Annotated in this window: 22 protein-coding genes; 12 read left to right on the plus strand and 10 right to left on the minus strand. The window is 69.0% G+C overall.

The genetic code is table 11. The features are described from left to right. Together ACFDTC_RS12660 and ACFDTC_RS12665 are read right to left on the minus strand one after the other, a co-directional pair. Positions 1–1,252 (minus strand): short-chain fatty acyl-CoA regulator family protein (locus ACFDTC_RS12660; protein WP_375259243.1); only part of this gene is annotated, 1,252 nt, incomplete at its 3' end. Between the two features lie 49 nt (positions 1,253–1,301). After that, on the minus strand, positions 1,302–2,528 hold the full coding sequence (locus ACFDTC_RS12665) for a multidrug effflux MFS transporter (protein WP_375259244.1): 1,227 nt from the start codon (positions 2,526–2,528) through the stop codon (positions 1,302–1,304). Positions 2,529–2,730: 202 nt separating this feature from the next. Here ACFDTC_RS12665 and ACFDTC_RS12670 point away from each other — a divergent pair, with 202 nt between their 5' ends. The 6 genes from ACFDTC_RS12670 (at position 2,731) to ACFDTC_RS12695 (ending at position 8,278) form a co-directional block, all read left to right on the plus strand. After that, positions 2,731–4,263 (plus strand): acyl-CoA carboxylase subunit beta, encoded by a 1,533-nt coding sequence (locus ACFDTC_RS12670; protein WP_375259245.1) that lies wholly within the window; start codon positions 2,731–2,733, stop codon positions 4,261–4,263. Then, positions 4,260–4,640, plus strand: coding sequence for a hypothetical protein (locus ACFDTC_RS12675; protein ID WP_375259246.1), 381 nt, complete (start codon positions 4,260–4,262; stop codon positions 4,638–4,640). The genes ACFDTC_RS12670 and ACFDTC_RS12675 overlap by 4 nt, the downstream gene beginning before the upstream one ends. Before the next feature lie 478 nt (positions 4,641–5,118). Then, complete coding sequence (locus ACFDTC_RS12680) at positions 5,119–5,259, plus strand: hypothetical protein (RefSeq protein WP_375259247.1); 141 nt, start codon at positions 5,119–5,121, stop codon at positions 5,257–5,259. Between the two features lie 144 nt (positions 5,260–5,403). Then, positions 5,404–5,757 (plus strand): hypothetical protein, encoded by a 354-nt coding sequence (locus ACFDTC_RS12685; RefSeq protein WP_375259248.1) that lies wholly within the window; start codon positions 5,404–5,406, stop codon positions 5,755–5,757. Positions 5,758–5,908: 151 nt separating this feature from the next. Next, entirely contained in the window at positions 5,909–6,121 is a 213-nt protein-coding gene (locus ACFDTC_RS12690; RefSeq protein ID WP_375259249.1) for a hypothetical protein, read from the plus strand. Positions 6,122–6,277: 156 nt separating this feature from the next. Further along, entirely contained in the window at positions 6,278–8,278 is a 2,001-nt protein-coding gene (locus ACFDTC_RS12695) for an acetyl-CoA carboxylase biotin carboxylase subunit (protein ID WP_375259250.1), read from the plus strand. Between the two features lie 40 nt (positions 8,279–8,318). Here the strand turns inward: ACFDTC_RS12695 and ACFDTC_RS12700 are convergent, their stop codons facing one another. After that, positions 8,319–8,699, minus strand: a complete 381-nt coding sequence (locus ACFDTC_RS12700; RefSeq protein WP_375259263.1) for a DUF4174 domain-containing protein — start codon at positions 8,697–8,699, stop codon at positions 8,319–8,321. A gap of 279 nt (positions 8,700–8,978) precedes the next feature. Between ACFDTC_RS12700 and scpA the strand changes: the two genes are divergently transcribed. From scpA to ACFDTC_RS12725, 5 genes are all read left to right on the plus strand, one after another. Next, complete coding sequence (gene scpA / locus ACFDTC_RS12705; protein ID WP_375259251.1) at positions 8,979–11,111, plus strand: methylmalonyl-CoA mutase; 2,133 nt, start codon at positions 8,979–8,981, stop codon at positions 11,109–11,111. Between the two features lie 116 nt (positions 11,112–11,227). Then, entirely contained in the window at positions 11,228–11,839 is a 612-nt protein-coding gene (locus tag ACFDTC_RS12710) for a VOC family protein (protein WP_375259252.1), read from the plus strand. After that, the gene (locus tag ACFDTC_RS12715; protein WP_375259253.1) at positions 11,836–12,327 is read left to right on the plus strand and encodes a GNAT family N-acetyltransferase; all 492 of its coding nucleotides are present in this window, start codon (positions 11,836–11,838) and stop codon (positions 12,325–12,327) included. Before ACFDTC_RS12710 ends, ACFDTC_RS12715 begins: the two co-directional genes overlap by 4 nt. 31 nt (positions 12,328–12,358) lie before the next feature. Next, complete coding sequence (locus tag ACFDTC_RS12720) at positions 12,359–13,039, plus strand: TerB family tellurite resistance protein (RefSeq protein WP_375259254.1); 681 nt, start codon at positions 12,359–12,361, stop codon at positions 13,037–13,039. Positions 13,040–13,078: 39 nt separating this feature from the next. Next, on the plus strand, positions 13,079–13,501 hold the full coding sequence (locus ACFDTC_RS12725; RefSeq protein ID WP_375259255.1) for a hypothetical protein: 423 nt from the start codon (positions 13,079–13,081) through the stop codon (positions 13,499–13,501). Here ACFDTC_RS12725 and ACFDTC_RS12730 read toward each other — a convergent pair. From ACFDTC_RS12730 to ACFDTC_RS12745, 4 genes are all read right to left on the minus strand, one after another. Continuing rightward, positions 13,498–15,072, minus strand: coding sequence for a Ppx/GppA family phosphatase (locus tag ACFDTC_RS12730; protein ID WP_375259256.1), 1,575 nt, complete (start codon positions 15,070–15,072; stop codon positions 13,498–13,500). The genes ACFDTC_RS12725 and ACFDTC_RS12730 overlap by 4 nt on opposite strands. A gap of 87 nt (positions 15,073–15,159) precedes the next feature. Next, positions 15,160–17,334 carry an RNA degradosome polyphosphate kinase gene (locus tag ACFDTC_RS12735; RefSeq protein ID WP_375259264.1) on the minus strand — a complete coding sequence of 725 codons (2,175 nt, stop codon included), beginning with the start codon at positions 17,332–17,334 and terminating at the stop codon, positions 15,160–15,162. A gap of 46 nt (positions 17,335–17,380) precedes the next feature. Beyond that, complete coding sequence (locus tag ACFDTC_RS12740) at positions 17,381–18,082, minus strand: chromosomal replication initiator DnaA (protein ID WP_375259257.1); 702 nt, start codon at positions 18,080–18,082, stop codon at positions 17,381–17,383. Next, positions 18,079–19,161 (minus strand): AI-2E family transporter, encoded by a 1,083-nt coding sequence (locus ACFDTC_RS12745; protein WP_375259258.1) that lies wholly within the window; start codon positions 19,159–19,161, stop codon positions 18,079–18,081. Before ACFDTC_RS12745 ends, ACFDTC_RS12740 begins: the two co-directional genes overlap by 4 nt. Positions 19,162–19,289: 128 nt before the next feature. Between ACFDTC_RS12745 and proS the strand changes: the two genes are divergently transcribed. Beyond that, positions 19,290–20,633, plus strand: a complete 1,344-nt coding sequence (proS, locus tag ACFDTC_RS12750; protein ID WP_375259259.1) for a proline--tRNA ligase — start codon at positions 19,290–19,292, stop codon at positions 20,631–20,633. 129 nt (positions 20,634–20,762) lie between these two features. On the opposite strand, the gene ACFDTC_RS12755 is transcribed toward proS, so the two are convergent. The 3 genes from ACFDTC_RS12755 to ACFDTC_RS12765 all read right to left on the minus strand — a co-directional run. Beyond that, the gene (locus tag ACFDTC_RS12755) at positions 20,763–21,371 is read right to left on the minus strand and encodes an N-acetylmuramoyl-L-alanine amidase (RefSeq protein WP_375259260.1); all 609 of its coding nucleotides are present in this window, start codon (positions 21,369–21,371) and stop codon (positions 20,763–20,765) included. A 71-nt stretch (positions 21,372–21,442) separates the two neighbouring features. Then, positions 21,443–22,048: a hypothetical protein gene (locus tag ACFDTC_RS12760; RefSeq protein ID WP_375259261.1), complete on the minus strand. Its 606-nt coding sequence runs from the start codon at positions 22,046–22,048 to the stop codon at positions 21,443–21,445. Positions 22,049–22,080: 32 nt separating this feature from the next. Beyond that, on the minus strand, positions 22,081–22,457 hold a 377-nt coding region (locus ACFDTC_RS12765; protein ID WP_375259262.1), incomplete at its 5' end, for an amidase family protein.

The raw sequence follows: 22,457 nt of genomic DNA on the forward strand, positions 1-22,457 counted from the left end.
TTTGCAGGTCCAGCCCGTCGGCGTAGACGATCTGCGCCGCGTGCCGCGTCTCGCACCCGAGCGCGAAGGCGTAGCGGCGCACCGGGGCGCCGAAATGTCCACCGGGTTTCGAGACGTCGCGCGCGAGGCTGATGTAGCGCACACCGTCGGGGGTTTCGGCCAGCTGGCGCAGGAAGCGGCCCGGCGTCTCGAAGGCGCGGTGCACGTTCCACAAGGGACAGGCACCGCCGTAGCGGGCGAATTGCAGCCGCGTGGCCGAGTGACGCTTGGTGATCGTGCCGGCCTGGTCGACCCGCACGAAGAAGAACGGGATGCCCTTGGCGCCGGGCCGCTGCAGCGTCGAGAGCCGGTGGGCGACCTGTTCGATCGAGGCGCCGAAGCGGGCGGCCAGCAGTTCGAGATCGTGGCGGGTGTCGCGCGCGGCGGCGAGGAACGCGGCGTAGGGCATCGCCACGGCGCCGGCGAAGTAGTTGGCCAGCCCCAGAAGCGCGATCTGGCGCGCCTCGTCGGTCTGGAAGCGGGCGAGGTCCAGGGTTGCCCCCAGTAGCGGCGCCTGGGTCACCAAGGCGAGCTGCACCAGCAGCTGGAAGCGCCGCGTCTCGGGCGGCGACAGCGCCGAGAGGGTCAGCGTGCCGCGCGCCGCGTCGAGCACGCGCAGGGGGGCGGTGCGTTCGACCCGGACGGTGATGCCGTGGCGCGCCAGTTTCTCGGTCGCCGCCGCGATGGGGTCGCGGTCGCCGAAGCCCTGCGCCGTGCGCTCGGCCGCGCGGTCGACCGCGTCGATGTAGTTGTCGCAATAGTGGAAGAAGTCGCGCACCTCTTCCCAAGGGCTGGGCTGGAGCTGCGCGCCGTCGCGGCCGAGCGCCTCGTCCAGCGAGGCGAGGCGTTCGTGCGTCTGGCGGTAGGCGCGGTGCAGCTCGAGGAAGGCGCGCGCCAGCGCCGGCGCGTTCGACGCGGCCAGCCGCAGGTCGGCGGTGCCGGGCGTTTCGTTGAAGACGGGGTCGGCCAGCGCCTCGCGCATGTCGGTGACCATGCGCTCGGCCTCGCCCGAGCCCAGTTCGGTGACGTCGAAGCCGAATTCCTGCGCCAGCCCCAGCACCACCGTCGTGCTGACGGGGCGGTTGTTGTTCTCCATCTGGTTCAGATAGGGCAGCGACACGCCCAGCTTGGCCGCGAAGTCCTTCTGCGTCAGGCCCAGCCGGGTACGCAGGTCGCGCAGCTTGGCGCCGGCGTAGAGCTTGGGTGCGGGCATGGCGGGCCTTTGCGGGTTCGCAGCGTCGATCGCGACTTTTGCAAACCGCTCAGGCGGTGTCCAGCCCCTGAAGCTGCCGCTCGCGCCAGATGACGAAGCTGATGGCGGCGACGCCGGCCACCGAGGTGGACAGCATCAGCCACAGCAGCGGCCAGGCGCCGGTGCCCGGCTGCAGGATCACGCCGGCGAAGGCCGACAGGCCCGCGCCGCCGCCGATCATGATCGCGCCGCCGAGGCCCGAGGCCGTGCCCGCGAGGTGCGGGCGCACCGACAGCATGCCGGCGGTGGCGTTGGGGATCGTCATGCCATTGCCCAGGCCCACGAAGGTCATGAAGCCGAAGAAGGTCAGCGGCGTCTTGAAGCCCAGCGCGAAGACCAGAAGCGCCAGCACAAGCCCGCTGGTGACGATGATCGCGCCGACCAGCACCATCCGGTTGACGCCGTAGCGGGCCGAGTAGCGCCCCGACGCCCAGTTGCCGAGGAAGTAGCCCACCGCCGGCGCACCGAAGTAGATGCCCAGCGTCGCGGGGTCGAGGCCGAAGACCACCGAGCCCACGAAGGGCGCGCCGCCGAGATACGAGAAGAAGGCACCCGACGCGAAGGCCGCGGCCAGTGCGTAGCCCCAGAAGCGCGGCGCGCGGAAAAGCTCGGGGTACTGGCTGAACTGCCGGCCGAGCGAGAGCCCGCTGACGGTCGCCGTCTCGCCCTGGTCGCGCCAGCACAGCCAGAACAGGCCCAGCCCCAGCGCGAGCAGCATCCAGAAGCTGGCCTGCCAGCCCGCGATCTGGTCGAGCACGCCGCCGATCGCGGGGCCGATCATCGGCACCACGGCCATGCCCATTGTGACGTAGCCGATCATCGAGGCCGCCTGGTCCTGCGGAACCATGTCGCGCACGATCGCGCGGCTGAGCACCATGGCGACGACGATCACCGCCTGGCACATGCGGAAGGCGAGGAAGACCCAGACGTTGGTCGCCAGCAGGCAGCCCAGCGTGGCGAGGCAGAAGAGCGCGATCCCGCCCAGCACCATCGGCCGGCGGCCCAGCTTGTCCGACAGCGGGCCCACGACGATCTGCAGCACCGCGTTCACGCCGAGGTAGACCGCCACCGACAGCTGCATCAGCTGGTAATCGGTCTCGAAATACTCGGTCATCTGCGGCAGCGACGGCAGGAAGATGTTCATGGCCAGCGCCGAGAGGCCGGACATGAAGATCAGCGTGGCGATATGCGGCGGGGTGGAGCGGTCCAGAAAGCGGACCTTGACAGCGCTGTTCATGGCAACCGAATTAGGCTTGTGCCGATGCATTGTCCATCTGCCGGGCGCCGCCACGCGCGCGATTTGCGGATTTGCGATTTCGCCGGCGCGCCCTCTTCATGTTTTGCAAATTTGCCCGATTTGACTTGAGACGTGCCCCCCGTGTCGTATGGTGCCAGCCGCGGTGGCCCCTTCCGGCGCCGCGACAGGGCGGAGGACGCGCATGAAGGACATCCTGCAGGAGCTCGAGAACCGGCGCGGCCAGGCGCGGCTGGGCGGCGGGCAGAAACGGCTCGATGTCCAGCACGCGAAGGGCAAGCTGACGGCGCGCGAGCGGCTGGAGCTGCTGCTCGACGAGGGCAGCTTCGAGGAATACGACATGTTCGTCGCCCACCGCTGCACCGATTTCGGGATGGAGAAGAACCGCCCCTACGGCGACGGCGTCGTCACCGGCTGGGGCACGATCAACGGCCGCATGGTCTATGTCTTCAGCCAGGATTTCACCGTGCTCGGCGGATCGGTCAGCGAGACGCACGCCAGGAAGATCTGCAAGGTCATGGACATGGCGATGCAGAACGGCGCGCCCGTCATCGGTCTGAACGATTCGGGCGGCGCGCGCATCCAGGAGGGTGTCGACAGCCTTGCGGGCTATGCCGAGATCTTCCAGCGCAACGTCGAGGCGTCGGGCGTGATCCCGCAGATCAGCGTCATCATGGGGCCCTGCGCGGGCGGCGCGGTCTATTCGCCGGCGATGACCGACTTCATCTTCATGGTGAAGGACAGCAGCTACATGTTCGTCACCGGCCCCGACGTGGTGAAGACCGTCACGAACGAACAGGTCACCGCCGAGGAACTGGGCGGCGCCGTCACCCATACGCGCAAATCGTCAGTCGCAGACGGCGCCTTCGAGAACGACGTCGAGGCGCTGGCCGAGGTGCGCCGGCTGGTCGATTTCCTGCCGCTCAACAACCGCGAGAAGCCGCCGGTGCGGCCCTTCTTCGACGAGGTCGAGCGGGTCGAGACCAGTCTCGACACGCTGATCCCCGAAAGCCCGAACCAGCCCTACGACATGAAGGAACTGATCACCAAGGTCGCGGACGAGGGCGATTTCTACGAGATCCAGGAAGAGTTCGCCAAGAACATCGTCACCGGCTTCATCCGGCTGGAGGGCCGGACCGTGGGCGTGGTGGCCAACCAGCCGATGGTGCTGGCGGGCGTTCTGGACATCGACAGCAGCCGCAAGGCCGCGCGCTTCGTGCGGTTCTGCGACGCGTTCGAGATCCCGATCCTGACGCTGGTGGACGTGCCCGGCTTCCTGCCCGGCACGGGGCAGGAGTTCAACGGCGTGATCAAGCACGGCGCGAAGCTGCTCTTCGCCTACGGCGAGGCGACGGTGCCGAAGGTGACGGTGATCACGCGCAAGGCCTATGGCGGCGCCTACGACGTGATGGCGTCCAAGCACCTGCGCGCGGACGTGAACTATGCCTGGCCCACGGCGCAGATCGCGGTGATGGGCGCCAAGGGCGCGGCCGAGATCATCCACCGCGCCGACCTGGGCGATCCGGACAAGATCGCGGCGCACGCCCAGGAATACGAGGAGCGATTCGCCAACCCGTTCATCGCGGCCGAGCGCGGCTTCATCGACGAGGTGATCCAGCCCCGCTCGACACGCCGCAGGGTGTCGCGCGCCTTCGCCATGCTGCGCAACAAGCGCCGCAGCATGCCGTGGAAGAAGCACGACAACATTCCGCTGTGAGCACCGCCGTGACCGAATTCCCGCCAGCTCCCGACCGCGTGCGCGGCTGGTACCTGCACCGCGACGGCGGGCAAACTGTGCTGGCCCGACACTGGCCGCCGCGCTTCGACGTCGCCGCCCGCGCGGAATTCCCGCCGTTGCGTGCGGTGCGACTGGCGCACCACGTGCGACAGGACGTCTGGCGCACGTTTCAGCGCTTGCGCGGTTTTTCACCGGTGGTACAAGTTGACGCAACGGATACCGGACTCAGCCTCATCGCGGGTGGTCGGACCTCGACGCCCGTCCCGCCCGCCATACAGGCGCGGCTGGTGGCCCTTCTGAACGATCCGAGATTGCGGACGCGCTGGATTGCCTGCGCGTCCAGGGGTGCGGCATGACGGCGCCCCGACCGGTTAAAAGCGCCCGAGCCGAGGCCGGGCGCGCGGCAGCCCCGACAGGAGGAGCCCGGAAACGGGGTCGGGGCTGCCCGCCTTGCGGCATCAAGCGCGACGTGACCCGCCGGCCTGCAGCCGAAATGCACCGGATCGCGACGCAGGCTCCGGGTGCGCGCACCGCCCCGGACACCGCGTTCGAGGGTTCCAAAACCGCGAAAAAAATTCCGGGCAGTCCGGATAACCTACTGCATGTAGGCGAAAAATTCGTGAAACCGCTATACGTGGTAGGCAGGGGCGAAAAAAGCGGCCCGGATATGGCAATCGTGTCACAGCGCCGCTCATCTCTTGCGACCCCATATATTTCGCTCAAGACGTTGGATATTTTTGGAACCGATTGCACCCATGCGATCGTTACCCCGTCGCAAGCCCGGGCGCGGTGCTTCCGTGAGCCGGGCGGAGACGCATTAGACAGGAGACAAAGATGTCCAAGAGCATCAAACTGCTTGCAGCCCTCGGCCTCGTTGCCGGTATCGCAGCCTGCGGCCAGCAGGAAGAAGAAGTCGTCGTCGTCGATCCCGAGCCGATCAGCGTCGAGCCGGTCTACACCGGCAAGTACAAGTAAGATCATCGCGGGACGGGCCGCAGGGTCCGTCCCCGACCTCCCTGCCCGCCGCGCGGCACGTTGCGCGGCCCCCATGCGTCCCGCCGCACCCTTGTCGGCCCGGACGCAGCTTCACCAGACGTCCCGGCCCAACCGGAGAACGGCATGCTGAAGCATCGCGGATTTCCCGGCCGCATGCCGGGATCGGATTTCCAGTTCACCATCAGGCGCGCGAACCCGAAGGGGGCGACACCCCTCGTCAGGCGCGAACGCTACCGCGACCGGCGGCCCGCCGACCGTCGCGCCGACGCCGCGTTCATGGCTGCGTTGTGGGAGGCGTTCGGCGACCAGCCGTTCGAACGCGGCAACCTCGACGCCGGCCGCCTGTCGTGGCTGTTCGGGCGCGAGGTTCTGCCAGTCGACGACCCGTTCGATCCCGAAAGCTACGAGGCCCTCCTCGTCATCGACGAGACCGCGGCGCGCGTGGCCTTCCCCGAGATGTTCGGAGACGACGCATGACGCCCGACGGCACGATCGCGAGCGGCGGGCGGTTTTCTGCCGAGGGCGCGTCCGGCGCGTGCGACAGGGGAACCGGCCGTCCGGAAAATGCGTTATGCCGGCGGTTCCGGTCGCGTCTGCGCGGCCGCATGCAATCAATGGAGCTTTCTCTATGCGTATCGCGACTCTCACTTTCGCCCTGGCGTCCTGCATCGGCCTGGCGGCCTGCGAAGGCACCGACCTGGAACGCGGCGCCCTGGGCGCCGGCGTCGGCGCCGCATCCGCTGCGGCGACCGGCAACGACGTGGCGACCGGCGCGGCCCTCGGCGGCGCGGCCGGCGTGGTCTGCGACGACCTCACGCCGCGTCTGTGCGCGGACCGCTGATCACGCAGATGCGGTAGCGCGTCCCGGCCGCACGCCGGCCGCCGCAGCGCGTTCACCTTCGACCTGGGCCGCCCCGGAGACCTCTCCGCGGGCGGCCTTTTCACGTCTCGCGCCGGCCGGGGGCCGGGGCGCAAGAAATCCGGAAAAGGGACGGCCATGTTCGACAAGATCCTGATCGCCAACCGCGGCGAGATCGCCTGCCGCGTCATCAAGACCGCCCGGCGCATGGGGATCACCACGGTCGCGCTGTATTCCGACGCGGACCGCAACGCGCTGCATGTCGAGATGGCCGACGAGGCGATCCATATCGGCCCGCCGCCCGCCAACCAGTCCTACATCGTCATCGACAGGGTGATGGAGGCGATCAAGGCGTCGGGCGCGCAGGCGGTGCATCCCGGCTACGGCTTCCTGTCCGAGAACCCGAAGTTCGCCCAGGCGCTGGAGGCCGCGGGCGTCGCTTTCGTCGGCCCGCCGGTGAAGGCGATCGAGGCGATGGGCGACAAGATCACCAGCAAGAAGCTCGCTCAGGAAGCGGGCGTGAACACGGTCCCCGGCTACATGGGCCTGATCGAGGACGCCGACGAGGCGGTGAAGATCGCGGGCGAGATCGGCTATCCGGTGATGATCAAGGCCAGCGCCGGCGGCGGCGGCAAGGGCATGCGCATCGCCTGGTCCGACGCGGAGGCGCGCGAGGGCTTCCAGTCGTCGAAGAACGAGGCGGCGAGTTCCTTCGGCGACGACCGGATCTTCATCGAGAAGTTCGTCACGCAGCCGCGCCATATCGAAATCCAGGTGCTGGCCGACCAGCATGGCAACTGCGTCTACCTTCACGAACGCGAATGCTCGATCCAGCGGCGCAACCAGAAGGTCGTGGAAGAGGCGCCTTCGCCCTTCCTGGACGAGGCGACGCGCAAGGCGATGGGCGAGCAGGCCGTCGCGCTGGCGCAGGCCGTCGGCTACACCAGCGCCGGCACGGTCGAGTTCATCGTCGACGGCGAGCGGAACTTCTACTTCCTCGAGATGAACACGCGGCTTCAGGTCGAACACCCGGTGACCGAGATGATCACCGGCATCGACCTGGTCGAGCAGATGATCCGCGTCGCGAACGGCGAGGCGCTGCCCTTCGGGCAGGACGACCTGACCATCAACGGCTGGGCGATCGAGAACCGTCTCTACGCCGAGGACCCGTACCGCAACTTCCTGCCCTCGATCGGGCGGCTGACGCGCTACCGCCCCCCGGCCGAAGGCGCGATGGGCGCGGGCACCGTGCGCAACGATACCGGCGTCTACGAGGGCGGCGAGATCAGCATGTACTACGACCCGATGATCGCCAAGCTGTGCACCTGGGCGCCGACGCGGGCGCAGGCGATCGAGACCATGCGCACAGCACTAGACGCGTTCGAGGTGGAAGGCATCGGGCACAACCTACCGTTCCTGTCGGCGGTGATGGACCATCCGAAATTCGTCGACGGCACGATGACCACCGCCTTCATCGCCGAGGAATGGCCCGAGGGCTTCGACGGCGTGACGCTGGACGACACCGCGCTGCGGCGCGTGGCGGCGGCCGCGGCGGCTATGAACCGCGTGGCCGAGATCCGGCGCGCGCGCATCTCGGGCACGCTCGACAACCACGAACGCAAGGTCGGCACCGAGTGGGTGGTCGAGGCGCAGGGCGACCGCTTCGAGGTCGCCACCGCTGCCGACCGCGATGGCACGACCGTCACCTTCTCGACCGGCGCCGCGATGCGGGTCGAGGGGGACTGGACCCCCGGCGACCGGCTGGCGCGCATGACTGTGGATGGCGCGCCGCTGGTGCTGAAGGTCGACAAGATCACGCAGGGCTTCCGCCTGCGCACCCGCGGCGCCGACCTGAAAGTGCACGTGCGCACGCCGCGCCAGGCGGAACTGGCCGCCCTGATGCCCGAGAAGGTGCCACCCGACACCTCGAAGATGCTGCTTTGCCCGATGCCCGGCCTGATCGTGAAGGTCGACGTGGCCGAGGGCGACGAGGTGCAGGAAGGTCAGGCCCTGTGCACCGTCGAGGCGATGAAGATGGAGAACATCCTGCGCGCCGAGCGCAAGGGCGTGGTGGCGAAGATCAACGCCGGCCCCGGCGACAGCCTGGCGGTGGACGACGTCATCATGGAGTTCGAATAGCCGTGCCGCGCGCGGTCGTCACCGCCCCCGGCGCGCGCCGTCAGTTCGTGGCGGCGCGGCGGTCGCGGACCTCCTGCTGGCGCAGCGGCAGCTTGTCGATCGAGCGCGAGATCTCGCGCACCGACCAGGGCGACGGCTTGCGCGCGACGATGGTGCCGTCCTTGGCCAGGATCGCCAGCATGAAGCCCCGCGCCCGCAGTTTGGTCCGCACCGAGGATCGCGCCGAGGGATCGGTGTCGGTGATGACCACCACGTCGCGGTCGACCAGCGCGTCGAGGCGTTCGGTGATGAACTGCATCTGCTGCACGTATCGCGGATCGGCGGGGCTGTCGGCGAAGACCACAAGCGGCCGGCGGATCCACAGCCATTCTTCCAGCGTGGTCTGGTCGGCCTCGAGGATCGGGCCGGTCGTTTCGGACATCGGGTCGATCCCGGTCTCGGGGCCGGGATCGTCCTCGGCCGCTGGAACGGTCGCGGTGTCGGGCGCCGGTCCCTCCGTGGCGGGTGTCTGTCCCAGGGCCATGGTCGCGGCCGCGAGAAAAGCCGCCAGGGCGGCGCATGTCGCAAATGATTTCATGTCTTGGAATATAAGCCCGGCGCGCATGCCTGCACAGGTTAGGTGCCGGTCGAGCCACGAAAAAGTTAAGTCGCCGGCATCCGGAGCAACCTCCGGAGCGCGCAGGACGGAAGGGACGACAGCATGACCGATCTGCCCAAGGACTGGCGCGCCCGCGCCGAGAAGGAACTGCGCGGCCGCCCGGTCGACGACCTGACCTGGCACACGCTGGAAGGCATCGACGTCAAGCCGCTCTATACCGAGGCGGACACCGAGGGCCTGCCGCACCTGGGCAGCCTGCCGGGGGACGAGCCGTTCACCCGCGGCGTGCGGTCCACGATGTATACCGGCCGGCCCTGGACGATCCGGCAATATGCCGGCTTCTCGACCGCCGAGGAAAGCAACGCCTTCTACCGCCGCGCGCTGGATGCCGGCCAGCAGGGCGTTTCGGTGGCCTTCGACCTGGCCACGCACCGCGGCTATGACAGCGACCACCCGCGCGTTGTGGGCGACGTGGGCAAGGCGGGCGTCGCGATCGACAGCGTCGAGGACATGAAGATCCTGTTCGACGGCATCCCGCTGGACCAGATCAGCGTGTCGATGACGATGAACGGCGCGGTGATCCCGATCATGGCCAACTTCATCGTCACCGGCGAGGAACAGGGCGTCGACCGTGCGCAGCTGTCGGGCACGATCCAGAACGACATCCTGAAGGAATTCATGGTTCGGAACACCTACGTGTACCCGCCCGAGCCCTCGATGCGGATCATCGCCGACATCATCGAGTACACGATGAACGAGATGCCGCGCTTCAACTCGATCTCGATCAGCGGCTACCACATGCAGGAGGCCGGCGCGAACCTGGTGCAGGAGCTGGCCTACACGCTGGCCGACGGCAAGGAATACGTGAAGACGGCGATGGCGCGCGGCATGGACGTGGACCGCTTCGCCGGGCGACTGAGCTTCTTCTTCGCGATCGGCAAGAACTTCTTCATGGAGGTGGCCAAGCTGCGCGCCGCGCGGATGCTGTGGCACCGCATCATGACCGAGCTTGGCGCCAAGGACACCAAGTCGAAGATGCTGCGCACGCATTGCCAGACGAGCGGCGTCAGCCTGGCCGAGCAGGATCCGTACAACAACGTCATCCGCACCGCCTACGAGGCGATGAGCGCGGTGCTGGGCGGCACGCAGAGCCTGCACACCAACGCGCTGGACGAGGCGATGGCCCTGCCCACCGATTTCTCCGCCCGCATCGCGCGCAACACGCAGCTGATCCTGCAGGAGGAGACGGGCGTCACCAAGGTCGTCGATCCGCTGGCGGGCTCGTACTACGTCGAGACGCTGACCCACCAGCTGGCCGAGGAGGCCTGGGCGCTGATCGAGGAAGTGGACGAGATGGGCGGCATGACCAAGGCCGTCGAATCCGGCATGCCCAAGCTGCGCATCGAGGAGACCGCCGCCCGCCGGCAGGCCGACATCGACCGCGGCCGCGACGTGATCGTCGGCGTGAACAAGTATCGCCTCGCGAAAGAGGACGACCTCGACATCCTGTCGATCGACAACGCCAAGGTGCGCGAGGGGCAGGTCAAGGCGCTGGAGCGCATCCGCGCGACCCGCGACCAGTCCGCCTGCGACGCGGCGCTGGCGGACCTGGAAAAGCGCGCGGCCGAGGGCGGGAACCTGCTCGAGGCGGCGGTCGAGGCGGCGCGCGCCCGCGCCACGGTAGGAGAGATCAGCATGGCGATGGAAAAGGTGTTCGGCCGGCACAGGGCCGAGGTGAAGACGCTCGCCGGCGTCTACGGCGCCGCCTACGAGGGCGACGAGGGCTTTGCCGCGATCCAGAAGTCGGTCGAGGATTTCGCCGAGGCCGAGGGGCGCCGCCCGCGCATGCTGGTGGTCAAGATGGGCCAGGACGGCCACGACCGCGGCGCCAAGGTGATCGCCACGGCCTTCGCCGACATCGGCTTCGACGTCGACGTCGGCCCGCTGTTCCAGACACCGGAAGAGGCCGCGCAGGACGCCATCGACAACGACGTGCACGTGATCGGCATCTCGAGCCAGGCGGCCGGGCACCGGACGCTGGCGCCGCAGCTGGTCGAGGCGCTGAAGGACCAGGGCGCCGAGGATATCCTGGTGATCTGCGGCGGAGTGATCCCGCAGCAGGATTACGACTTCCTCAAGCAGGCCGGCGTGAAGGCGATCTTCGGCCCCGGGACCAACATCCCAGAGGCCGCGCAGAACATCCTGACGCTGATCCGCGAGGCGCGCGGCCTCTGACCGCGCCTGTTTCGTCCGCGCCGTGACGCACACCCGCGCGATCCGCGCGCGGGTACTGGCCAAGTCCCGCTCTGCCGCCCATAATTCGCGCCGTGCAGGGGCAGAAGGTGTGCGGGATGCTGGAACTGGATCACTTCGCGGTGCTGGGCGAAACGCTGGACGAGGCGGCGGCGCATGTCGAACGCGCGCTGGGCGTGCCGATGGTGCCCGGAGGCCAGCACGAACGCTACGGCACGCACAACCGCCTGCTGGGCCTCGCGCCCGCGCTGTACCTCGAGGCGATCGCGATCGACCCGACGCTGGCGCCGCCGAAGGGCGCGCGCTGGTTCGGGCTGGACCACTTCGCGGGCGCGCCGCGGCTGGACAAGTGGGTGCTGCGCTGCCCCGACATGGACGCGGCGCTGCGCGCGCTGCCGATGGCCGGCGCCCCGGTGCGGCTGGAACGCGGCGATCTCGCCTGGACCATGGCGGTGCCCGAGGACGGGCTGTTGCCTTTCGACGGGCTGTTCCCGGCGCTGATCGAGTGGCGCAGCCCGGTGCCGCCGGGCAAGACGCTCGCCGCGCCGGGCCTGACGCTCGAAGCCCTCACGGTGTCGCATCCCGAGGCCGAGGCGCTGCGCGACCTGCTGGCGCCGCACATGGCCCCCGGCACGGTCAGCTTCGAGACCGGCGCGCCCGCCCTGCGCGTCACCATCGCCACCCCCGCCGGCACGGTGACCCTGACATGACGATCCGCCCCGCCCGGCCCGAGGATGCCGAGGCCATCGCCGCGATCTGGAACGTGGTGATCGACGACACCGCCGTCACCTTCACCACCGAACGAAAGACCGTTTCAGGCCTTCAGGCCGACATCGCCGCGCGCGGACCCGCCTTCCAGGTGGCCGAGGACACCGGCCGCGTGCTGGGCTTCGCCACCTACTTTCCGTTCCGCGGCGGGCCGGGCTACGCCTTCACCAAGGAACACTCGATCCAGCTGGCGCCCGAGGGGCGCGGCCGGGGGCTGGGGCGCGCGCTGATGGCAGCGCTCGAGAATGCGGCCCGGGCCGAGGGCGTGCATTCGCTCTGGGCCGGGATCAGCGGCGAGAACCCGTCGGGCATGGCGTTTCACGCGGCGCTGGGCTTCGTCGAGGTGGCGCGCCTGCCGCAGGTGGGGCGCAAGTTCGACCGCTGGATGGATCTTGTGCTGATGCAGAAATTCCTGTCGTCCCCGCGCTGACATCCGCAGCGCTCTGGCCTAGACTATATCCATGTCGATCTGGACCCGCATCACCGACGCGATCGAGGCGCTGCGCAACGGCGAAAGCCTTGCGTCGATCTTCGAACGGCTGCGCACGCCGCCCGAACGCTCGGTCGCGTTCACCATCGCGGTGATCGCGCTTTCGGCCAAGATGGCCAAGGCCGACGGCCAGGTGACGCGCGCCGAGGTGACCGCCTTCCGCGAAGTGTTCCATATCCCCCCCGAGGACGAGCGTGGCGCCGCACGGGTGTTCAACCTCGCCCGCCAGGACGTGGCCGGGTTCGAGGAATACGCGCAGCGCATCCGCGCCATGTTCGGCGAGCGGACCGAGACGCTGTGCGACTTGCTCGAGGGGCTGTTCCACATCGCCACCGCGGACGGCGACTACCACCCCGACGAGGACGCCTTCCTGGAGCGCGTGGCGACGATCTTCGGACTGGACGCGACGCGCTTTGCCCGGCTGCGCGCGCGTTTCGTGGCCGATGCGCGACCCGACCCCTACGCGGTGCTGGGCGTCGATCCCGACACGCCCCTGCCCGAGATCCGCAAGGCCTGGCGCGGGCTGGTGCGCGAAAGCCATCCCGACGCGATGATCGCCCGGGGCGTGCCCCCCGAGGCGGTCAAGCTGTCCGAGAAGCGTATGATCGACATCAACCGCGCCTGGGAAGAAATCTCGCGCAAGGCCGCCTGAGGGTTTGCGCGCGCGCCCTGCGTGCCTATCTTGATGGTCATGACACGCATCAACGCCTTCGCCCTGACCCTGCTTCTGTCCGCAGCACCCCTGGCCGCGCAGGAGCCGCTGCAGGACCAGCCCGCGCCGTCCGAGGACGATTCGGAGAGCTTCCGGCTGATGGAGGAAGGCGCGCGCACCTTCTTCCGCGGCCTGATGGGAGAGATGGAGCCCGCGATCGAGGGCCTTCAGGGCATGACCGAGCAGATGCGCCCCGCGCTGCGCGACTTCGTGACCGAGATGGGCCCCGCCTTCCGCGACCTGATGACCGAGGTCGAGGACTGGTCGGTCTACGCCGCCCCCGAGATCCTGCCCAACGGCGACATCCTGATCCGCCGGCGCGAGCCGCTCGACCCCGTCCCCGAGGACGAACCCGACGCCGAGATCGAGCCCGATCCCGACACCGGCGAGATCGAGCTCTAGGGCTCGACCTCCAGCCCGTAATCGCCGGCGCCCAGCGCCGAGGCGAGCGACTTGAACCGCGCCTGCGTGACCTCGCCGTAGAGCGGCGCGAGCTCTTCCGTCAGGTGCAGCCGCAGCCTGCCCTGCCCCGGCTGCCAGTCCAGCCGCGCGTTCTTCTGCCCGGCATCCACCGACCACAGCATCGCGCCGAAGCGCATCGCCTTGCCCAGCACCTCGGCCTCGGTCTGGGCCTCGGCCGGCAGCAGGTCGTAAAGCTCCTCGAACCGGGTGCCCGCGCGCTTGTTGCGGTAGCGGTGCAGCAGCGCGAGGCCTAGCCAGATGCGTTCGTGGTGCTTCAGCCCGCCCAGGTTGGCGCGCGTCGCGTAGTCGAAGCACACCTCGGCGCGGTAGTCGGGATGCGCGCGCCAGCTGACGTCGTGCAGCAGGCAGGCGGCGCGCATCAGGCGCATCTGCGCGGGTTGCGCGTCGGGAAACAGCGGCAGCACGAAGTGATAGAGCGTCCGTCCGAAGCCCGGCATGCGGGCATCCTTCTTCTCGGCGAAGCGGCAGGATTCGATCAGCGGGTCGCGGTCGCGCAGCTCCTGCGGCATCTGCTCGAACAGCAGGCCCTCCCGGATCCCGTAGGACGAGATCGCGATATCCTTGGGCTGGAACGTCTCGATCAGCTGGCTGAGCACCTCGGAGGCGTAGGGCACCAGCGCCATCCGCGACGACGACAGGCTGCACGCGCCGCGCAGCGCCTCGAGGTCCGCGGCCTCGATATAGGCCACGGTGTCGCGCACGGCGTCGGCGTCCATCCGGTATTCGTGCAGCACGTGCAGCGGGTAGCCGCGCCGCTCCATGTCGATGCGCGCGATGGCGCGCCAGCTGCCGCCCACGAGGAACAGCCGGTCGCGCTGGGCGCCCATGTGGTCGGCCAGCGGCTGCATCTCCTTGCGGATGTACTTCTCGCGCGCCTTCTTGCCGCCCTCGATGTCCTTGAACTTCAGCGGCCCCAGCGCCGAGGTCATGCGCTTGCCGACGCGGCCGCCGTGGATCTCGGCCAGCTCCATGGACGAGCCGCCGATGTCGCAGACCAGCCCGTAGCTGCCCGGCCAGCCCAGCAGCACGCCCTGCGCCGACAGTCGCGCCTCTTCCTCGCCGTCGATGACGTGGATCTTCAGCCCGGTCTCAGATTCCAGCTGCTTGCGGAATTCCGGCCCGTCCTCGGCGTCACGCATGGCGGCGGTCGCGACCACGGTCAGCGGCGGCAGCGCCATGCTGCGCGACAGCAGGCGAAAGCGTTTCAGCGCGGCCAGCGCGCGTTCGCGTCCCTCGGGGTTCAGGCGGCCGGTCTCGGCCATGCCGGCGCCCAGCGCGCACATGATCTTCTCGTTGTAGAAATACGCCGGGCTGCGCGCCGCCCCGTCGAAGACGACCAGCCGGACCGAGTTCGAGCCGATGTCGACCACGCCCACCCGGCTCAGCGCGCGGGCCGAGGGATCGTCGAAGAGCGGTCGCCCGAACGGGCCCCAGTCCGGTTCGGTGGTGGTGTCGCCGTCCACGTCGTCATCCCCCCTTGGGCGCGTCATTGGTAGAACCGACCGGGCGGCGGGGTCAATCGCCCGATCGCCCGGGGCCGCAGGGTCAACCGGCCTGCCCGCCTCGATCCACCGTCCTCAATCCTCGGTATGGGTCAGCTTCGGCACGTCCGCCGCGCCGGCCGACCCGCGGCCCGACAGCGACGGGTTCTCCATGAAGAAGCGGTGGCAGTTGAAGGCGAAGACGCCTTCGGGCACCGGCTCGCGCGTGAAATGCCCCTCGGGCGCCATGACCCAGCTTTGCGCGGTATCGGCGAGGTTCGCGGCCATGATCTGGCTGACGATCTGCGCCTTGACGGTGGGATTGTGGATCTCGACCCCGGTCTCGACCCGGCGGTTGAGGTTGCGCCCCATCCAGTCGGCCGAGGACAGGAACACGCGCGCCTTGGGATGCGGCAGCCCGTGGCCGTTGCCGAAGCAGATGATGCGCGAATGTTCGAGGTAGCGCCCGACGATCGACTTGACGCGGATGTTCTCGGACAGGCCCTTCACGCCGGGCCGCAGCCCGCAGATGCCGCGGATCACGCAGTCGATCCGCACGCCCGCCTGGCTGGCGGCATAGAGCGCGTCGATCATGTCCGATTCGATCAGCGAATTCAGCTTGATCCAGATCTGCGCCGGCCGGCCCGCCCGGGCATGCTCGGCCTCGGCGGCGATCAGGTCCAGCATCCCCTGCTTCAGGCTGTGCGGCGAGATGTAGAGGTTCTCCAGTCCCGCCGGCATCGCGTAGCCGCTGAGGTAGTTGAAGATCTTCGCCGCGTCGCGCCCCAGCGCCGGGTCGCACGTGAAGAACGACAGGTCGGTGTAGATCTTGGCGGTAATGGGATGGTAGTTGCCGGTGCCCCAATGGGTGTAGGTCACCAGCCTGTTGCCCTCGCGCCGGACGACCTGGCTGATCTTGGCGTGCGTCTTCCAGTCGAGGAAGCCGTAGACCACGTGGGCGCCCGCGCGCTCCAGCCGGCGGGATTGGCGGATATTGGCGGCCTCGTCGAAGCGGGCCTTCAGCTCGACCAGCGCGGTGACCGATTTGCCGTCCTCGGCCGCCTCGCACAGCGCCTCGACGATGGGCGAGTTGCGCGAGGTGCGGTAGAGCGTCTGCTTGATCGCCACCACGTTCGGGTCGCGCGCCGCGCGGCTGAGGAAGCGCACCACCATGTCGAAGGTCTCGTAGGGGTGGTGCAGCAGCATGTCCTTCTGCGCTATGGCGGCGAACATGTCGCCCTCGTGGTCCTGCACGCGCTCGGGCACGCGGGGCGTGAAGCTGGGCCACAGCAAGTCGGGGCGGGATTCGAGCACCAGTTCCTTGAGATCCGCCGCTCCCAGCATGCCGTCGAGTTCGATCACCTCGTCCTCGTTCACGTGCAGCTCGCGCATGACGATCTTGCGCAGGCCCGGGGGCGCGCCGCGCGAGACGGTAAGGCGCACCACCTCGCCGCGGCGGCGGCGCTTCAGCGCGACCTCGAACTCGCGCACGAGGTCCTCGGCCTCTTCCTCGACCTCGATGTCGCTGTCGCGCAGCACGCGAAAGCCGAAATGGTCCTTCACCTGGTAGCCGGGAAACAGGCTGTCGATGTGCAGCAGCAGCACGTCTTCCAGCAGGATGAAGCGGTTCTCGCCCTTCTCGGCGGGCAGCTCCATGAAGCGATCGATCTGCGCCGGGATCGGCAGCAGCGCCTGCAACCCGCGCCCGTCCCGGACGCGTTCGAGCTGCAGCGCCAGGCAGTAGCCCATGCTGGCGATGAACGGGAACGGGTGCGCCGGGTCGATCGCCAGCGGCGACAGCACCGGGAAGACCTGCGCCAGGAACGCCTCGGCCAGAAAGGCGCGGTCCGACTCGGTCAACTCGTCGCGCCGCGCGATGGTGATTCCCTGCTCGGTCATCAGCGCGCGCAGCTCGCTCAGGACGCGCTGCTGCGAGGCCATCAGGCGGCGCGCCTCGGCGTCGATCAGGTCAAGCTGCTGCGCCGGGGTCAGCCCGTCGTCGGCCGGGCTGGTGTTGCCCGCCTGCGCCAGCTCGCGCAGGCCCGCGACACGGACGGTGTAGAACTCGTCGAGGTTCGCCGACGAGATCGACAGGAAGCGCAGCCGCTCGAGCAGCGGCACGCGGGTGTTCTCGGCCTCCTCGAGCACGCGCCAGTTGAACCCGAGCCACGACAGCTCGCGGTTGACGAAGCGCGCGGGCCCAGACAGGTCCAGGTCCTCGAGCGCGGTCGCCGGCGGAAGCGGCGACTTCAGGAAATCGGCCTTGGTCATGGCGGGGTTGTCGGGCCCCGACGCAACGGTTTCGTGACGCATGTGCTCAGGGTGCGCCATCGTTTCGCCCTTCTTCAAGCGTTTCCAGGACGCGCATCGCCAGCGGGCGCGTGATCGCCCCCTTGCGCGCCAGCGCGGCGCTGTCCAGCGCCTCGACGATGGCCTGCGCGGCGCGGTAGCTGCGCGGCATGCGCGTCAGCAGGTAGGGGATCACATCGCCCACGGGCACCGTCTGCCGGTCGGCAAAGAGCTTGGCCAGCAGCGCCGCCAGCAGCGTGTCGTCCGGTTCCGGCAGGGCGACGGCCTGCGTGCCCAGCATGCGGCTTTTCAGGTCGGGCAGCGCCAGCGGCCAGTGGTTCGGCGCCCGCCGCGCCGTCAGCAGCAGCGCGTGCCCCTCGGCCAGCACGAGGTTGTGCAGGTGGAACAGCGCGGCCTCGGCCGCCTCGTCGCCGGCGATGCGGTCGGCATCCTCGACGCAGACCGACGTGGCCGCCAGCGCTGCGATGTCCGCCCCGGCCAGCGTGTCGCCGGGAACGATGCGCGCGCCGCTCTGCGCCGCCCAGACATGCGCCAGGTGCGACTTGCCCGCGCCCTCGGGGCCGGTCAGCACGCATTTGCGCGACGCCCAGGTGGGCCACGCCTCGATCATCGCCACCGCCATGGCGTTCGCCGGCGAGACGAAGAAATCCTCTCGTCCCAGCGCGGTGCGCGCCGGCAGCGGAAGCGGCAGCTGGCGGACGGCGCTCATGGCAGGTCGCGGTCGGTGCGATGCCGATCCGCCTCGGTCCCGTAAAGCAGCGACTCCTTGTAGCGCCCGGCCACGAAGCGCGCGAGCACGCCCAGCGCGGCGGCCAGCGGCACAGCAACAAGCAGCCCGACGAAGCCGAAGAGCGAGCCAAACACCGACAGCGCCAGCAGCAGCCAGACCGGGTGCAGCCCGACGCTGCCGCCGACCCAGCGCGGCGTCAGGACGTTGCCCTCGATGAACTGGCCGGACTGGAAGATCGCCCAGACCACGACGATCCAGATCCAGTCGCCCCAGAACTGGAACAGCGCCAGCCCGATCGCCAGCGCGCCGCCGACGATGGCGCCCACGTATGGAATGAAGGTCAGCATGCCCGCGACCACCCCCACGACCAGGCCGAACTGCAGCCCCACCAGCCACAGCGCCACGGCATAGTAGACGCCCAGCGCCAGGCTGACCGAACCCATGCCGCGCACGAAACCCGCCAGCACCGCATCGACCTCGCGCGCGAGCTGGCGGATCGTGTCCACGTGGTCGCGCGGCAGCAGCTCGTCCACGCGGGCGACCATGTTGTCCCAGTCGACCAGCATGTAGATCGCCACCACCGGCACGATCACGAACAGCAGGATCACGCTAAGAAGCGATGCGGCCGAGCTCAGCGCCGTCTGCACCAGCTGGCCGCCGCGCTCGCGGATCGTGTCGCCGATCCCCACCAGCGCCACCCGGACGGAACTGTCCTCGTCCATCGCCTCGGGGAAGCGCTCGCTCAGGAAGGCCTGCAGGTCGCGGAACAGCTGCGGCGCAAGCTCGACCAGCTGAACGGTCTGCTGCACCAGCGCCGGCACCACCGCCAGCGCGATCACCACGAACAGGATCAGCGCGCCCACCGTGATGACCGCCACCGACAGCACGCGGCTCAGACCCAGCCGTTCGAGCCGGTCGGCCAGCGGGTCCAGCGCGTAGGCCACGGCACCGCCCAGGATGAACGGCAGCAGCACGTCGCCCAGCACCCACAGCACCACGGCCAGCACCGCCAGCGCGATGCCCCAGTATTTCAGCTGTTCCCGGACGGGCAGCGCCATCGCATCGGTTCCTTGCGTTTCACCCTTCATCGCCCGCACGCGCAGCCCGCGCAAGGCCCGAGCATCCCTTGCCAAGCCACACCCCTTGCGCCACAACCGGCGCGCATCCGAGACGCGAAAGGAAGCCCATGCGCCTGTCGAGATATTTCCTGCCGGTTCTCAAGGAAACGCCGTCCGAGGCGCAGATCGTCAGCCACCGCTACATGCTGCGCGCCGGCATGATCAAGCAGGCCAGCGCCGGCATCTATTCGTGGCTGCCGCTGGGCTACAAGGTGCTGCGCAACATCGAGACGATCGTGCACGAGGAACAGGCCCGCGCCGGCCACATCGCCATGCTGATGCCGACGCTGCAATCGGCCGACCTGTGGCGCGAAAGCGGCCGCTACGACGATTACGGCCAGGAGATGCTGCGCATCACCGACCGCCACGACCGCGACATGCTGTACGGGCCCACCAACGAAGAGCTGATCACCGACATCTTCCGCAGCCACGTGAACAGCTACAAGGACCTGCCGCTGACGCTCTACCACATCCAGTGGAAGTTCCGGGACGAGATCCGGCCGCGCTTCGGCGTGATGCGGGGCCGCGAGTTTCTGATGAAGGACGGCTACAACTTCGACCTCACCAAGGAAGACGCGCTGCACGCCTACAACCGTCACCTGGTCAGCTACCTGCGCACCTACGAGCGCATGGGCCTGCAGGCGATCCCGATGCGCGCCGACTCCGGCCCGATCGGCGGCGACGACACGCACGAATTCCTGGTCCTCGCCGAAACCGGCGAGTCGGAGGTGTTCTACGATTCCGAGATCACCGACCTGAAGTTCGGCGACCGCCAGATCGACTACGACGACCACGCCCAGTGCCGCGCAGTGCTGGACGAGTTCACCTCGCGCTACGCCCGCACCGACGAAACCCACGACGAGGCGCTGTTCAACCAGATCCCCGAGGAACGCCGCCGCACCGCGCGCGGCATCGAGGTCGGGCAGATCTTCTACTTCGGCACCAAGTACTCCGAGCCGATGGGCGCCACCGTGCAGGGCCCCGATGGCAAGCCCGTGCCCGTGCACATGGGCAGCCACGGCATCGGCGTGTCGCGCCTGCTGGGCGCGATCATCGAGGCCAGCCACGACGATAAGGGCATCATATGGCCCGAGGGCGTGACACCCTTCCATTGCGGCATCGTCAACCTCAAGCAGGGCGACACCGAGGCCGACGCGGCGTGCGAGTCGCTCTACGACAGTCTCGTGGCGCTGGGGCTCGACCCGCTCTACGACGACCGCGACGAACGCGCCGGCGGAAAGTTCGCGACGATGGACCTGATCGGCCTGCCGTGGCGCATCACCGTCGGCCCGCGGGGCCTCAAGAACGGCGTGGTCGAGCTGACCAGCCGCCGCACCGGCGGGTCCGAGGAGCTGCCGCCCGAGCAGGCCGTCGCCCGCATCGCGCAGGTCTACGGCAAGGCCACCGCCTGAGCATCGCCTTCGCCCGGCGCCACACCGGCGCCGGGACAGGCAGTCCTGCGCCGGCGCTTCTTCGGTGAGTGTGTGAGAGTTACGTCGCAAACCTGAGAAGGGTCAACGCGCCCTGCCCCGCGCAAACGCTCAATCGCTGCAGGGAAACCGTGTGGCCAGCCCCGCCGCCAGTGCCGCATCCACGGCGTCGGGCGCGCCGCCCCTGCCCGCCGCTTCGGGCCTGAAGCGCGATCGAAACGCCTCCAGCACCGCGTCCCGTTGCCCGTTGGCCCAGCGATAGCCGATGCGGTGCAGGTCGACCCAGGGATCGCCCGGCGCACCCGCCTCGGGCCAGACGCACAGGCCCGACCGCGCCAGCCGGCGCCAGTCGAAGCGGCGGCCGGGGTCGATCTTGCGCCCCGGTGCCGTGTCGGAATGCGCGACCACGCGCGCGGGCTCGATCCGCCAGCGCCCCATGACGCCGCGCAGCAGGTCCTCGAGCCTGTCCATCAAAGACGCCGCAAAGGGCACGGCGCCAGTGTTGTCCAACTCGATCCCGATCGAGCGCGAGTTCACGTCCGTGCACGCGCCCCAGGCGCCCGCGCCGGCGTGCCAGGCGCGCGCGTCCTCGTCGACCATCTGCCAAAGCGTGCCGTCCCGGCCGATCAGGTAATGCGCCGAGACCTGGCTTTCGGGGTTGCAGAGCCAGTCGCGCGCCGACACCGCATCCTTCATCGCGGTGTAGTGCAGCACGATCATGTCCGGCGTGGCACCGTCGCGCCGGTCACCGAAATTCGGCGACGGCGCGGCGATGGCCGAAGCCTCGCCCCTCAACTGCCGCGGACGGCCCGGAACGGCGTCGGATCCCAGCGGCAGGCAAAGCCGTCGCCGTCCGGGTCCAGGTTCTCGCGGTCGCGCTCGGGACCGCCGGCGGCCAGGAACGCCTCTTGCGCGAGGTCAGGCTTTGCGAACTGCGCGCAGGCGCGCTGGTGACGCGCCGCGGTGCGGATGCCCAGCCGGCGATACATCTGCGTGCCCACCGGGTTGTCGGTCCGCAGCGCGTATTCGACGATGTTCGGCGTGTCCGAGCCCGGCCGCGTCGGCACGGCCGTCGGCGTGATGACGCGGTACTGCTCGCGGTTGCGCGCGATCAGGTTGGCGTCGGCCGCGATGTCGCGCTCCTCGCTCACCGCGTCGAAGTCGTTCTCGGCCGAGATGCCGGCTGCGTTGCTGACTACGTCGCCACCGGTGCCACCGTCCAGCGTCGTGCCGCTCTCGACCGCCGGCGCCGCGGGCACGCCGCCCATCAGCTCGGCCTCGCGGGCGGCGTATTCGTCGTAATCGCCGAAGCCCACGCCGGCACCGCTGTCGGGCATGCCGGTGGTGCAACCGGCAAGCGTCAGGGCGATCAGCCCGGGAAGTAGAAGAATGCGCATTGTCAGCCCCTGAATCTCGCGTGACGTGTCCGCTACCACCATTTCGCGGGTTTATCCACAAATGCCGCGGCCCGTTCGAGGGCGTAGGCGGTATTCAGCAGATCGCCCTCCTCCCAGGGCCGGCCGATCAGCTGCAGGCCCAGCGGCAGGCCCTTGCGGTCGACACCCGCCGGCACGGAAACGCCCGGAAGGCCCGCAAGGTTCACCGTCACGGTGAACACGTCGTTGAGATACATCTGCACCGGGTCCGACGCCTCCTGACCCAGCGCGAAGGCCGAGGACGGCGTCGCCGGCGTCAGGATTGCGTCGACGCCCTCGGCGAACACGGTCTCGAAGTCGCGCTTGATCAGCGTGCGGACCTTGCGCGCGCGGTTGTAGTAGGCGTCGTAGAAGCCCGCCGACAGCACGT

Origin of the sequence: Citreimonas sp. (genome assembly GCF_042096055.1) — a bacterium.
Lineage (GTDB): Bacteria > Pseudomonadota > Alphaproteobacteria > Rhodobacterales > Rhodobacteraceae > Citreimonas.